Source organism: Aureivirga marina (assembly GCF_015767265.1).
Lineage (GTDB): Bacteria > Bacteroidota > Bacteroidia > Flavobacteriales > Flavobacteriaceae > Aureivirga > Aureivirga marina.
In genome coordinates, this window is record NZ_JADPIB010000002.1 from 350040 (window position 1) to 365673 (window position 15634).

Annotated in this window: 9 protein-coding genes; all 9 read right to left on the minus strand. The window is 28.6% G+C overall.

Features of this window, described 5'->3' with window-relative positions:
* Positions 1-4: 4 nt before the first annotated feature.
* Positions 5-1864 (minus strand): phosphatidylinositol-specific phospholipase C domain-containing protein, encoded by a 1860-nt coding sequence (locus I1A51_RS05730; RefSeq protein ID WP_196891966.1) that lies wholly within the window; start codon positions 1862-1864, stop codon positions 5-7.
* Between the two features lie 400 nt (positions 1865-2264).
* Entirely contained in the window at positions 2265-4139 is a 1875-nt protein-coding gene (locus tag I1A51_RS05735) for a phosphatidylinositol-specific phospholipase C domain-containing protein (protein WP_196891969.1), read from the minus strand.
* 349 nt (positions 4140-4488) lie between these two features.
* Positions 4489-6240: a TonB-dependent receptor gene (locus I1A51_RS05740; protein ID WP_196891971.1), complete on the minus strand. Its 1752-nt coding sequence runs from the start codon at positions 6238-6240 to the stop codon at positions 4489-4491.
* Positions 6241-6251: 11 nt separating this feature from the next.
* Positions 6252-9278 (minus strand): tetratricopeptide repeat protein, encoded by a 3027-nt coding sequence (locus tag I1A51_RS05745; RefSeq protein WP_196891973.1) that lies wholly within the window; start codon positions 9276-9278, stop codon positions 6252-6254.
* Between the two features lie 294 nt (positions 9279-9572).
* Complete coding sequence (locus I1A51_RS05750) at positions 9573-10796, minus strand: peroxiredoxin family protein (RefSeq protein ID WP_196891975.1); 1224 nt, start codon at positions 10794-10796, stop codon at positions 9573-9575.
* Positions 10797-11053: 257 nt separating this feature from the next.
* The gene (locus tag I1A51_RS05755; RefSeq protein WP_196891977.1) at positions 11054-11737 is read right to left on the minus strand and encodes a DUF6962 family protein; all 684 of its coding nucleotides are present in this window, start codon (positions 11735-11737) and stop codon (positions 11054-11056) included.
* 22 nt (positions 11738-11759) lie between these two features.
* A complete protein-coding gene (locus I1A51_RS05760; protein WP_196891979.1) occupies positions 11760-12353 on the minus strand; it encodes a hypothetical protein in 594 nt (197 codons plus the stop codon).
* A 93-nt stretch (positions 12354-12446) separates the two neighbouring features.
* Positions 12447-14063, minus strand: a complete 1617-nt coding sequence (locus tag I1A51_RS05765; protein WP_196891981.1) for an amidohydrolase — start codon at positions 14061-14063, stop codon at positions 12447-12449.
* Positions 14064-14081: 18 nt separating this feature from the next.
* Positions 14082-15527 (minus strand): M20/M25/M40 family metallo-hydrolase, encoded by a 1446-nt coding sequence (locus I1A51_RS05770; RefSeq protein ID WP_196891983.1) that lies wholly within the window; start codon positions 15525-15527, stop codon positions 14082-14084.
* Between the last annotated feature and the right edge of the window lie 107 nt (positions 15528-15634).

Below are 15634 nucleotides of genomic sequence, written 5' to 3' on the forward strand. Positions count from 1 at the left end.
TAATCTAAAACTTCTCATTTAAATAAATCGCAGCATCTACAGGTCTTGCTCCTTCGATATAATCTAAATATAAAATATTTGGAATTTTAGGAAAATTTAAAGCTTCCGAACCTAAATTCTTATTTGCTTCTGTTGCAAAAAATACCACTCCAGTAACTGGAGTTAACGTCCAAGAAAGTAAAAACATATCGATTTTTGTTCCGTTTGGTGTGTATCCTGTAAAATTATTTAACTTATTTAATTGATCATTTTTCATGTCTTCGTATGAAGTTGTATTAGAATACTCATCAAAAACTATCAAATCCGCATTTTGCAAATCGCTACTTGTCCAATCTCGATAGACATAAATATTTTCAGAAGGAAAATCTACAGGATAGCTTTCATCAACCACAACTACTAATTTTCCACCATTTACAGTAAATTCATTCATCGTTAATTCACCTAATCTTTTTCCTGTATCATTTTTAAATAAATAAGTTCCTAATGTTTGTTGAATTTTTGAAGTTAATTGTTGGTATAAATCTCCATTTAAATTTTTAAAATGAGAAAACTTTAAAATTGCAACTTCTTCTCTACCTTCATCCATGAATTTTTTAATATCATTTAAAACAACATCTACAGAAGGTCCTTGAATTGGCCCATGATAAATATGTAAATCTTCATCAATTCTTAAATCGAAAAAACGAGAACCATTGTGTAATTGGGCATATAAATTTAAATCTTGAGTTTGTCCTAAACTTAATTCATACATTCCTGCATCATGTGAACCTGGAATTGCAATTTCTCCTAAAGTTTTAGAACCAATAGTTTGCATGGAATTTGCCATCCAATTTCCTCTATCAATTACTTTACAAGCAGAACTCCAAATGCCACCTAAAGGATCTTCAGATTCATGAACCTGAACAGCATATTCACTTGTGGCTCCTACATTTGGAAAATCTCCATCATCAAAATAAGAACTTTCTCCAGACCAAATAATTTTATCACCACTTACCTTTCCAATTCTACTCCAAATATCATCATTTAATCCTTCGGAACTATGAACTTCAATTACAGTTCCATCATCCAACAAAACTACAGAAGGTGAAGCTCCGGATTCATATTGATAGCCATTTCCCCAAACAATTTGATTATTTTGAATTTGTCCGACATGATAATATAATTTTCCTGAAGTTTCAGAATTATGAACTTCAATCACAGTTCCATTATTATTTACAGCAATTTCTGGATTATTTCCTGTATCAAATTTTTCATTATCACTCCAAGAAACCGTTTTAGAATCTGGATTTACAATTCCAACTCTTGCGAACAAACCTGAATTTCCTTGCGAGCGGTGAATTTCTACAATTTGATTATTATTATTCATATCAATACTTGGTTGAACACCATTATCATATTTATGACTTTCACTCCATGAAATATCAGTTCCATTATGAATTCCTACATGATAATATAAATCGTATGTTATAATATTCGATGTTTCATGCGCTTCTACAACAACACCATTATCATTAATTGTAATTGTTGGAGCAAGTCCATTATCCAATTTTTTACTTTCTGTCCAAATAATATTAGAAGCTGGATCAATTTCACCCAAATGATACCAAACACTTCTTGAAGTTCTAGATTGATGAATTTCTACTATTTTACCATTAATATTTACATCAATTGCAGGGTGAAAACTATTTTGATCAAATTCTTTTCCATAACCAAATTGCACATCTAATTGATTAGGTGCAGCACCTAAATTATCATTTTGGTTTTGATTATCATTGATATCTGAACCATTTGTTTCATCATCATCATTATTACAAGAAAAAAATAAAGTTGAAATCAATAAAAAATAAATAATTGAACTTCTCATGTTAGTTACATTTTTGGTTTATAATTCTTATTGAAGTTACACACGATTTTTCGAAACAGAAAATTAGAAGTCTGTTTAGCAAATATTTAACGCATAAAAAAAGGCTATTTCTTTAGTGAAATAGCCTCAATCCATGAAAAAGATCGATTACTAATTATAATTAACTAACATCAGGAAAGTAGTACACTTTCTACTGTTTTCTTAATTTCTTTTGTACCTTTCATAGCAATTTTTTTCTGGCAAATTTTTAATGAACAATGACTTTTAGAAACTTAACTTCCTTTTTGTTGAAATACATATGTAGTATTGAAATCAAAACATATAGTTAATACTTTTTCTTTTTCTATACCACAAAGATATATATCAAAATCGCCAATATGTGTCGTATAAAAATTTTCTTTTAAAAATGTTGATTTAAATAAATTGCTACATCAACTGCTCTTGCTCCTTCCATAAAATCTACATAAAGAATATTCGGAATTTTCTCAAAGTTTTTAGCTTCAAAACTTAATCGTTTGTTTGCATTTGGAGCATATAATTCTACACCTGTAACAGGCGTCAATGTCCAAGAAAGTAAAAACATATCTACTTCTGTTCCATCACCTGCAATTCCAGTAAAACTTCTTAATTTATTTATTTGATCATTTCTCATATTATCAAAAGAAGTCGTATTTGAATATTCATCAAACATCACTAAATCTGCATTTTGCAAATCGTCTTTTGACCAATCTCTGAACGTATAAATATTTTCAAAAGGAAAATCGACAGGGAAATTCTCATCTACTAAAACTAAAATCCTTCCTCCTTCTCCAACAAATTCCCCAATAGTAATATCTCCTAATCTTCTTCCTGTTGTATTTTCATATAAATAATTCCCCAGACTTTCTTGAATTTTAGTAATTAATGTTTTGTATTTATCTTCATTTATATCTTTAAAATGTGAAAATTTTAAGATTACTAATTCTTCTCGACCTTCTTCCATAAATTTTCGAACATCACTTAAAACATGATCCACAGAAGGTCCACCAACAGGCCCATGATAAATATTTAAATTCCCATCTAATCGTAAATCAAAAAAGCGTGAACCATGATGTAATTGTTGGTAAATATTTTGATCTTGTGTTTGTCCTAAACTAAAATCATACATTCCTGCATCGTGTGAACCTGGAATTGCTATTTCTCCTAAATTTTTCGCAGCAATCACACCCATTGTATTTTTCATCCAATTTGCTCGATCAATAAATTTACTTGCTGAATACCAAATTCCACCCAAAGGATCTTCGGATTCATGTACTTGAACTGCAAATTCATTAGTAGCAGAAATACTTGTATGTTTTCCTTTATCAAAATAAGAACTCGAAGTAATCCAATTAATCTGATTTCCTTCTACTTTTCCAATCATACTCCATAAATTATTTTTCACTCCTTCTGAAGTATGTGTTTCAATCACTGTTCCATCATCTAACAAAGCAATATCAGGCATGGAACCACTTTGATATTCATAAGAACTTCCCCAGTCAATTCTATCTCCATTTATACGTCCTACATGATACCATAATTTCCCAGAAGTTTCTGAATTATGAACTTCTACAACTACTCCATTATTATTTAAAGCAATTTTTGGGTTATGTCCAGTATCAAATTTTGAATTATTTTTCCAAGAAATTGTTCCATTTGATGGATTCACAGTTCCAACTCTTGAAAACAAACCTGAATTTCCTTCTGATTTATGAATTTCTACAACTTGGTTTTGATTATTTATGGCAATACTCGGATGTACACCTTTGTCATATTTATGACTTTGGCTCCAACTTACACTATTCCCATTATGAACTCCAACATGATACCAAAGGTCACTTGTAAAAATATTTGATGTTTCATGAACTTCCACTACAACATTATTATCATTCATTGCAACAGAAGGTGCTAAACCATCATCAAACTTTTTACTTTCTGACCAATTTATATTCATCACCTCATCTAATTTTCCTGTATGATACCATACACTTCTAGTTGTTCTAGATTGATGAACCTCTACAATATTTCCTTGATTATTTACTGCAACCGTAGTTCTCGAACTATTTCCATCGAACTCGTTTCCGTATCCGAATTGTACATTTTTCACATCAGGAGCAGCTCCTAATGATTTGAATCTTCCTAAATTTTCATTTTGAGAAATTTTTGCATTTGTGGCAACGTCTTTTTCGTAAACGTCTTTATTACAACCAACAAATAAAAATGAAAGAATTATGATTAATAATGCTGTTTTTTTCATGACTTAAGAATTTGAATGGATTTGAAAACTTATAGCCATTTTTAGTTTTTGCTGTATTGAATTTGAAATGGCTATAAGTGAAGTTTTGCTGTAATAGATTTCATTAGTATTATTTAAATTTGAATAATATGACCGTTCGTCTTAAAAACTTATTCAAAGATATGACCGGTCGTCTTAAAATAAAAATATAAACTACTGTTTAGCAGAATTTTAACCTTAAAATTAACAGTTTAAACAAATTTTAAGAATATTCTTTTAAGATTTTATAGCCATAAATTGTTGTTTTTAAAGAAATAAAAAAAGGGATTATAGTTTCCTATAATCCCTTTAAAATCTTATGTTTTTTTATTTAAAATATACCATTCAAATCAAATTTGTAGGTAACTCCAGCTAAAACTTGGAATCCTTGAACTCGATAATTTAAATAAGTTTGATAATCTTGGTTTAAAACATTATTTAAATGAACAAAAGCAGTTAGTCTGTTACTAAAGTTGTATCCTCCTTTTAAATTCACATCAATATATCCATCTACATCAACAGCCATTGGCTCTAGTGGTTTCGTAGGAATTAAAAGCAAATCTTTTCTTGTTCCTACATAAAAAATTTCTGTTCCTGCAAACCAATGTTTTCCTCTATATTCTGCACTAATAGAAGATTTGAAATTTGGTAAATTCCAAGCTTCTTCTTGTTCTGTTGTTGTAAAATTAAAATATTGAACATCTGCTTTAAACTTAAATACTTTTTTATAAGGAACTTCCAATCCAGCATGAAAACTCAATGTTTTTAATTCATCATAAATTACTGTAAATGAATTTCCATATTGATAAGCTTCTGTTGCTTCTATTGTTCCATCTCCAATAATTGGATTTTGAATAAACATCGGACTATGTTTTGCATTTTTATATTCTCCTTTCAAGAAATAATTAATATTAGAAGCTAATTTTCCTTTTGTTCCAAGATAAAAACGATATTTTGTATCTTCTGGAATTGTTGCAATATTTGGTGCTAAAAACTTATTTTTTTCAACAAATCCTTTATAAGTTTGCTGTTCTAAATCTCCTGTAGCTCCAGCAAAAAGAATCATCACATCACTTATTAATTTATAAGAAGCTGTCACATTTGGATAAGCATAAAATTTACTAACACTATTTTCTAAATCGAACGTATAATAAACTCTTGCTCCAAGATTAATTGTTAATTCATCTCTAAAAACTTCCAAACTTGGTGAGAAACCAATATTTGCCCAAGTGTTTTTAATTTCATCTTCAGTTGCATAACTTCTTTCAAAGCTATTATTCAAATATTCTAAGTGAAATTTTGAAGTAATTAATTCTTGTGAAACTGGAAATTCAAATGTTGGTTTTGCCAAAACATGAATTTCACTAGAACTAAAATTATCTGAGAAATAGTCTATATTCAAACTAGCCTTTTTAAAGAACGAATCTTCTAAAGAAATCAATCCTCCAATATTTCCAGAAGTATAATTATGTGTTGGATCAATTGCAGAAATAACTTCAGGAGAAAACTCTATTTGATCATTTAAACCATACCAATTATACGTTTGTAATTGAAACCCTCCATTTAATTCCCAATTCATATCTCTTGAAAATTCTTTATAATACAATTTCATTTTTGTATCGTAGAATTTATCATCTAATTCTACATCTTTAATTCCACCTTGTGAAGAATGATGGTTTAAGAAAATTCCAAAATCATTATAACGAGATGAACTTGAATTCAAATAAATTTCTGCTAATGGTGTGATATAATTCCCAAATCCAGCAGAAACATAACTTTTATAATAATGTTCCGCAGGCTCTTTCTTTAAATCTTTCGCTTTTCCTGTTGCAGGTGTAAAAGTAGACGCCACAGGAAAAGAATTAATACTATAATTTAATTCTTCCTTTTTAATATCGTCATTTTCGATAACAGGATTTTTAATCAACTTAAATGCGTCTGATACTCTAGGTTTATAATTTACTTCAATAACAACAGTTTCTGTTGCTAAAGTATCTAACTTTTCTTCTGTTTCCTCTTCCTCTTGAGCAAAAGTAATTTGTGAACAAAGGAAGATACATAATATACCGAATAATTTCTTCATAATTTCTCTAACTATTGATTATCAGACTTTACAGAATCATTTGTTTTCTTAGCTTCTGTTTTAATTTCACTTAATTTCACTCTTGCTTCTTCTAAAACATCTTTATAATCTTTAAAGTTTTGAATTACTTTCTCTAAGATATAAGTTGCTTGATACGAATCTTTTTGTTCGTAGAAGATTTGCGCCATAATTAATAGTGATTTTGCTCCCCAATATTTATGAGCTGAAAAGTCTGAAGCAATTCTTTGGATTGTTTTTTTCGCATCATCATATTTTTTATCCTTATAAGCAAAATATGCATGATAATATAAAGCTTCTGCTTTCAATTTTCCTTTAGCAATTTTCTCTACTTCTGCATATGCTTCTTTAGCTTTTACAAAATCTTTACTTTCAAAAGCGGATCTTGCAATAATAATTTTCGCATCAGAAATCACACGTTTTTCAACATTTTGTTGCTTTAAAACTTTATCTGCATAAGCAACAGCATTTTTAAAATCTGAAGTTTCATAGTAACCTTTCATTAAATTACTATTTGCAAATATTTTATTTTGTGGTAAAGAAGCAATTTTCTCTAATCTTAATAATACTGGAATCGCTTTTTCCCAATTTACTCTATCCACATAAATTTGTCCTAAACGAGTTAAAGCTGGTTCAGTAAATTCATTATTTTTTCCTTCAACAACTTTGTTATAATAAGTTGTCGCTTCCACATCTTTTCCAGTTGTATAAAGTGATTCTCCTAAATAGAAATTCGACTCTAAAACGTGCATTCCTTGTGGATATTTATTTAAATATTTTTTAAATCCAGCAATCGCTTTTTCATGGTAACTATCTAAATATTTAATTTCTGCAGCCTCAAACTGATCGTGATCTAATTCTGTTTTACTAATATTAATAAATCCAATCGTTTGCACCCATTCTCCATATTCTTCAACTTTTGCAATGTCAATATAAATCTGACGAGCATTTCTTACAGCTTCATTTGCTTCCGAAGCTTTTGGATAATCTGCTACAATTTTCTTATAGATTTCAATAGCATCTTCATGTCTTCCATGGTTATTAAATACCAATGCTTTACGAATTAATATTTTTGGAACTAACGGACTTTTTGGATGTTTTTTTAAGAAAGTTTCATACGTTTCTAATGCTTTTGTATCTTTTTTCAAGATTAAATACGTATTTGCTAATTGATAATAAGCATCGTCATTGTAAGTTGAATTTGGATATTCTGTTACGAATTTTGTCAATTCTTGTACTTTTACAGAATTTTTATCAACATATCCATAGCTAATCGATTTTTGGTAAAAAGCATAATCTTCATCAATACTATTTAATTTAATCGCATGATTATAAGCTTTCATCGCTTCCCAATATTTTTTCGACATCGAGTAACAATCACCTAAACGTAAATATGCATCATTTAGCTTTAAAACATCTTCTTTATTTGTCTTAATATATTTATCAAAATGCATTGCTCCATTTTCATAATCTTTCAATTTCATATACACATAAGCCAAATCATAATCTAACTCTTTCGCTTCAGGAACTTCTTCTACTGTTAGTAACAATTCTTTGAAATTCTTTAAATCAATTAGAGCAGCATTAAATAAGTTTTGCTTATAATTTGCTTCACCTCTCCAATACGTTGCTTTTGCATTAAATTTCTGATTAATTGGATTGTTTAAAGAAGTTGTAAACATCTCGATTGCATCTGTATAATTTCCTTCGTTGAAATATTGTACACCCAAGAAATATGCAACTTTTTGATACAATTCTTTGCTTTTTTTACTTTTTTGATTGTCTAAATATTGTAAAGCACCTTCATAATCTTTCGAAGTTACATAGGAACTCACAATTAATCCTTCAATTTCTTTTTTGTAAATCGATTTTGGATATTCTTTTAAGAAATCTTGTAAAATCTGTGGTGTACTTTTATATGGATTTCCAATTTCATAACTTAGTTTTGCATAATTATACATCGCATCTTCCTTTAATTTTGGAAGAAAATCCATATTTGAAGCATTTCCAAAAGCATTTAAAGCTTCCGTTTTCTTATCTAAACTTAAATAACATTCTGCCAAATGATAATAAGCATTTTGTGAAATTTCATTTTTACCATCAATAATTTTATTAAAGTTTGCAATTGCATTCTCATAATCTTCTTGTTGGTAATAACAATATCCTAAAATATAATAATCTGTATTATTCCACCTTCTTCTCTTTCCTTTATATTGTTTTAAATAAGGAATTGCTTCTTCATATTGTTTTAAATTAAAATAACTTTCTCCAATAATTTTAGCTATTTCAGAAACTTCATTCGGACGAGCTGTTTCCATCAATGGAACTGCGATATCAATTGCTTTTTGAAAGTTTCCTAACTTAAAATTCATATCCGCACGATAATACGGAACATAATCATCAAAATTTGCATTTTTTTCTACTTCCTCAAAATATCTTTCCGCTTTGTCATAATCTTCTAATTTATAAGAAATATAAGCGTAATAATATTTTGCTTTTGCTCCATATTGCTTTGAATCTAAAAGCTGAACAAACTGATCATTTGCTTTTTCTAACTGATTTACTTTAAAATAAGCATATCCTAATTTGAAAATAAAATCATCTGTTTCTGTAGAAATATTCTTTTTTGAAGCTTTTTCATACCAAGTTAAAGCTCTAGCATAATTTCCCGTTTTAAAATAATATTCTCCAACATTTACAAATGCTTCATTTCGTTTTGCACTTGTCGGATATTTAGTCACAAATTCATTCATCAACTCATTTGCATTACTCTCTTTCAACCGAATTGCACAGTTTGCAATGTAATACGCACAATTTGCTTTATAATCTGTGGAGTTATCAAATTTCTCTTCTAGTTCTTCAAAAATATGCTTCGCTGCTGTATATGCTTTATCATTATACAAAGTCAAAGCATGATTATACTTTTTTAAATCATTTTCGTAAATGATCGATTTTTGTGCAAAAAATGTTTTGCTAAATAGTAAAACTATTATTAGTGTTATATTCTTTCTAAAGCTCATTTGATATCTTAATTTCTATTATTATATAACGAGTCAATCTTTTTAAATTGTATTAAATTCTGATTAAACAAATATTTTTCCAAAATGCATTTTTCACATTAAAAAGAAAATAAAACTTTTTATATAATGTGTAAAACTCATACTTGAAACTGTTAAAAAACTATGTAATCAATTATTTTTTACAAAAATACCATTTCTTGTTTGATATAAATCAAGAAATGGCATTAAAAAAAAGAAGTATAAAAATTTACACATTTATACTTCTTCAAGAAACCGTTTAAAATATCTTATTTTTTATTTTTTTGAAGTCAAATTATCAATAGTTTTATTAAACTCTTCGACAAATTTTGCATAATATTCACCTGTTGCTGGACCAGAAAATCCTGTATGAATTTTAGCAACTTTTCCATTTTTATCTATAAAAATTGTTGTTGGGAATGAAATTATCTTGTTTAACATCGGTAATGTTTTGGAAGCTTCTTCCTTGTTTGATGTTCCTGCAATCAAAAATTCATAAGGAACATCAAATGTATTTTTCATTTTTTCTACTCTCGATTTTGCATAATTAAAATCGTCCTTTGCTTCGTATGCCAATCCTATAATTTCTACACCACGATCTATATTTTCTCGATACCACTTTGATAAAAATTGTGTTTCATCCATACAATTCGGACACCAAGTTCCAAAAATTTGAAGAATCACAACTTTTCCTTTGTATTTAGAATCTTCTAAACTAACTTTTTTACCATTTAAATCAGGAAAAGAAAAAGAAACAGTTTCATATCCATCTTTTAAATACGTCAATGCATTTGCATCAGGAAGTTTTGCATTTGGATTTTTCTTTCCTGTAAAAGTTTCTATCCAATTTAAACCAGATTTAAAAGTTCCTTCTAATTCTCCGTTTTCATTTAATTTCATTTTGAAAATAAACGCATGATTTCCATCAAAAGTCAGCAATTCTAAAACATTATTTTCAACAGTTCCTTCTAGATAACGATAATCTCCTGTTGGTGTTAAAAATGTTCCTTTGACTAAATTTCCATCTTGTTTAAAAATTCCAATTGCAACATTTTCGTTCCCTTTATCATCTTTAAAAATGATGTCCCATTTTCCATCAAATGCATTAGAACTTTTCGGATTTTCAAATCGTTTTGATTCACCAAATGTTGCTTTAAAAGGAAGTTTATAATTTGGAATGTAATTTTTCACATATTCTCCATCTAAAGAATTTTCATTGATTTTTGCTTTCAATGTAATATCAAAAATATGCATCGAAATAAAAACAGAATCATTTTTAACTTCAATATCATTTAATGGTATTGTTTCTTCACCATTTTTTAATTTTCCTGTAAAAGAATTTGCATTTTTTTCAATTTCAAAGATAAAAGGTAATGTATCATTTTGCATAAAAATCTCACCTTTCCAATCACCTTTTTTTAAAGTAATTTCCTTTTTTTTCTCAGAATTACAAGCTGTCAAAAGAAGAAAACTAACTAAAAGATATGCTATATTTTTCATTTTTTCGGGTATATTTTATCTATCATGTAAAACCTACGAAATAACAAATCTTAAGTTAAAATCATATCAATTTTTCTAATAAAAATTCGTTAAAAAACCACTCTATTTTTTAATTAATTAAAAATAAAGCAATTGAATTTATTTAAAATTTTAAACTTATACTATTTTAACAAAAGAATAAAATTCATAGACAAATTAAAAAACAGAACGTTTAATAATCTGATTTTCATTTAAAAGTCGGAATGTATAATCAAAAATTACAATTCCTCTTCTAATATTTTTCTTTTCTTTCGAAAACGGAATTCTCCTAAAATTCCACTTGCCAAGAAAAACAATGAAAATATTTCGATGATATGAAAAGCTCCATTATTATCGAAATCCCAAAAAATAGTAAATTTTAAATCTTTAAAAGTTTGAACAACTGCTGCAATAATGGAAAGTAAAATTCCAAAAATCATGTTTGAAGTCCATTTTAATTTTGTCTTTCTGTAAATTCTGTAGTAATAAAAAAGTGCGATTAATAGTATAAGTGCTTCATAAATGATAAAAAAGAAAAAGGTATCTGGACCATAAAAATTAATCAAGAAAAATAAAATACTCATTCCGGCAGCCAACCAATAAATGGCATCTGATAGACGAGATCGATAAAAATCATACAAAGCACCAACTCCAACAAAAGAAATTAAGAAACCAGAACTTAGAAAAATAATATTCCAAAGAATTTTATAGGTTAAATCTGAAATAATCAATCCATGTGTAATTGCTCCAAGAAAAGAAGAAATTGCTACACAAACATAAATTAAACTCCAAATTCCTGTTTTTCTTTTATCGATTTTACTTCCAACCCTTTTGATTGTCATGAAAATTAAAATTGCAATAATCGCTAAAATTAAATCTGTAAAAGCTGTTGTTTGTTCATATGTATTAAAAACGATATCCATAATTTATTCCGATTTTCAAAAATTATTTTCTAATTGCTGTCAAAACATTATATGGTCTAAATTCCTTTTTTTCCCCATCAAACAACGGTTGTTGAATGTAATAAAACACCAAGTTTTCCCCTTTTAAATCTTTATGGTCTGTAATGTCAATATTTGTATCTACATAAGTAATTAAGTGTAAAATTACTTTCGTTTTCGAAGCATCTTCAACTTCTAAAATTAAAAATGGTTTTTCTGTAATTTTAGTTACTTTTCCAGCTACATATTGACTTTCAAAAGTATTTTCATCCGAAGTTTCATCTTCTTTAAAAAGTAACATTAAATAGCTTGGACAAACTTCAATCATTTTAATTCCAACAACTTTTCCAAGTTTTTCTCCTTCTTTTTCACTCGCATATTTTAAATCAATATCATATTCCGCTTTTAATTCTTCCATATAAGGTGTAGAAGCTTTCATCATGCACATTCCAAATTCTAATGTAATTTGCTCTTCTGATAAATTTTCAGAAAGCTTACTTAAACACTCACAAGTTTTATCTGTAATTTGATCTACAACATCTTGTGAAAACATACAGATAGAACTTAAAAAAATGAAAATTTGTAATATATTTTTCATAAAAAAAGGAAACTTGATTTGACAAGCTTCCTTTAATTTACGAAATATTAAATTTTAATATATTTATATTCAATAATTTAACATTAATGCATTTTATTTTAACAGAACACCATCAATATAAGTTTCTTCTACTTTTGTTTCAGGAATTTTCGTTTCATCAATTTTCATAAGATCTTGATTTAAAATGATGAAATCCGCACTTTTTCCAATTTCTATACTTCCTTTTTCATTTTCTTCAAAATTACTATAAGCAGCCCAAATTGTCATTCCTTTTAAAGTTTCTTTTCTAGTTAAAGCATTTTCTTTTTGAAAACCGTTTTTTGGAAAATTCGCCAAATCTTTTCGAGCAGTTGCAGCATAAAAAGTTAGAAAAGGACTAACTCTTTCAATTGGAAAATCAGTTCCTAAAGCGATTTTACCATAAGCATTTAAAAGTTCTTTATAAGCATACGCTTCTTTCACTCTCTTTTCACCTAAACGTTTTTCAGCCCAATACATATCGGAAGTTGCATGCGTTGGCTGTACAGATGGGAAAATGTTTTTATAGAATGATAAATCTTGCTTTGAAACCACTTGAGCATGTTCTACTCTCCATCTTCTTTCTTTTGCTTTCTCACCTAAAATATCTGTATATGTTTTTAAAACAACATAATTTGCAGAATCTCCAATTGCGTGTGTATTCATCTGAAAATCGGATGAAGCAATTCTTTTTGCTGTAGATTTAAAATCTTCTACAGAAGAAAGTAAAGTTCCAAAATGATTATGTTGATCTGAATAAGATTCTTTTAGTGCTGCACCTCTTGAACCTAAAGCTCCATCTGCATAAAATTTAAAAGAACGAACATTTAATTTTGGTGTTTTTACTTTTCCATTTTTCAAATAATAATCCAAATTTTCTTTTGTAGCACTTGCCATTGCATAGACTTTCATGTGTAAAGTTCCAGCTTTTTGCAAGCTATCAATCAATTCGATCACATCTTTATCTAAACCTGCATCATCAACAGTTGTTAAACCTAAATCTGTACAGATTTTTTCTGCATCAATTAGTGCTTGAATTTTTTCTCTTTTTGTAGGTTCTGGAACTTTTGCTAAAACCAAATCCATTGCATTATCAATTAAAACTCCAGTTGGTTTTCCATCTTTTAAAATAACTTCCCCACCTTCAACTTTAGTTTCTCCAGTGATAGATGCTAAATCTAAAGCTTTCTGATTTGCTAAAACAGCATGTCCATCAATTCTTCTTACAGCAACAGGTGTATTTGGAAATAAACTATCTAACTTTTCTTTAGTAGGAAATTCTTTCACTTCCCATTTTGTTTGATCCCAACCTCTTCCTGTAATAAATGGAACATTTTTCTTGTTTTGAAATGCAACAATTCTGTCTAAAACTTCTTGAAAACTTTTAGTTCCAACCAAATCTACTTTTTGGAGTTGCAATCCTAAACCATAAAAATGACAATGTGCATCAATAAATCCAGGGAAAACAGTTTTTCCTTTTAAATCTACAACATTAGCAGCCTTGTAATTTGCAGAAATATCACCACCAACAGCGATAAACTTTCCATCTTTTACAGCGAAATCTTTAACATTGTCAAAAGTTTCATTTACAGTATAAACATTTCCATTTTTATAGATCACATCTACTTCTTCTTTTACAGTACAAGAAGAAAAAGCTGCTAAAATTCCTATTAAAAAACTTATTTTTTTCATTTTAATTTGGTCAAAAAATTATGGTTTTACATTTTCTTGTTTTGGTAAATATTTATCTACTAAATACACCAAAGAAGTCATTGCTGCTGCACCAAGTTCCAATTCTCTTTTATTCACTTTATCAAAAGTATCCGTTTCTGCATGATGATAATCAAAATAACGTTGCGAATCTGGACGATAACCTGAAAGTACAATTGTTTCCGATTTTAAAGGACTAATATCTGCTCCACTACCTTCTTTTGTAAATTCATGAATTCCGTATGGTTCTAATAAATTTCGCCATTCTTTCATCATTTCATAACTCGCTAAATTTCCATCGAATGAAAATCCTCTTGGCGTATGTCCTCCTGCATCTGATTCTAAAGCAAATACATGTTTTTCATTTTTAGCTTTCGCTTCTTCAGCATATTTTTTAGCACCACGAAGTCCATTTTCTTCATTCATAAAAAACACACAACGCAACGTATGTCTTGGTTTAATATTATTTTTTTGAAACAACTGTAAAACTTCTAAACTTTGTACAACACCAGTTCCATCATCATGAGCACCATCTCCTAAATCCCAAGAATCTAAATGTCCTCCAATTGTCATAATTTCATCTGGAAATTCAGAACCTTTTAATTCACCAATCACATTATAAGAAAGAACTTCAGGAAGATTTTCGCAATGTTGTTCAAAGAAAAATGTCAAACTAGATTTTTTCTGGATATTTTCACTTAATAAATCCGCAGCTTTTGTACTAATTGCAGCAGTTGGAATCCTTTTATCTTCTGGTAAATCACCGTAACTCATACTTCCTGTATGTGGATAATCATCATTTTTTAAACTCATTGAACGAACGATAACACCAACAGCTCCAAATTTCCCAGCAATTCGAGCACCAGAATAACGTTGATTTACACAACCTCCATAAGCATGACCTGTTTTAATTAATGTTGGATCCATTGGACGATTGTAAAACACAATTTTCCCAGCTAATTGCTCTCCAAGTTTTTCAGCTTCTTCCAAACTTTTTACTTCAATTACTTCTGCTAAAACACCATTTTTAGGAGTTGCTACGGAACCTCCTAGTGCAGTAATTGGAACGTTTATTTTTTCTCCGTTAATAGTATAATATGCTTTTTCTTTTGCTCCACGAACCCAGTGTGGAACCATCACTGGTTGTAGCCAAACAGAATCTAATTCTAATTCTTTCATTAAATTCTCACTCCATTTTACTGCTTTTGCAGCTTCTTCAGAACCAGAAAGTCGTCCGCCAATTGAAGTTAATTCTCTTAACCATTCATAACAATCAGCATCTGTTAAAGCTGTATCAAAAATCTTACGAATTGCTAAACTATCTTGTTGAATTTGTTCTTTGTTTATTGTAGTTTTTTTTGTTTCTACTTTTTCTTCTTTTTTATGAGAAGTACATGAAGAAAAAAGTAATGAAAATAAGGTTACTGAAAAAAGTAATTGTTTCATTGATTATGATAGATTTTATTTCATTTTATAATTAGATTCTAATTTATAAATAAAAGATTAGAATGAAAGTTTCTTGTATAAAAAAAGAACAAATCTGAATTTCAAAT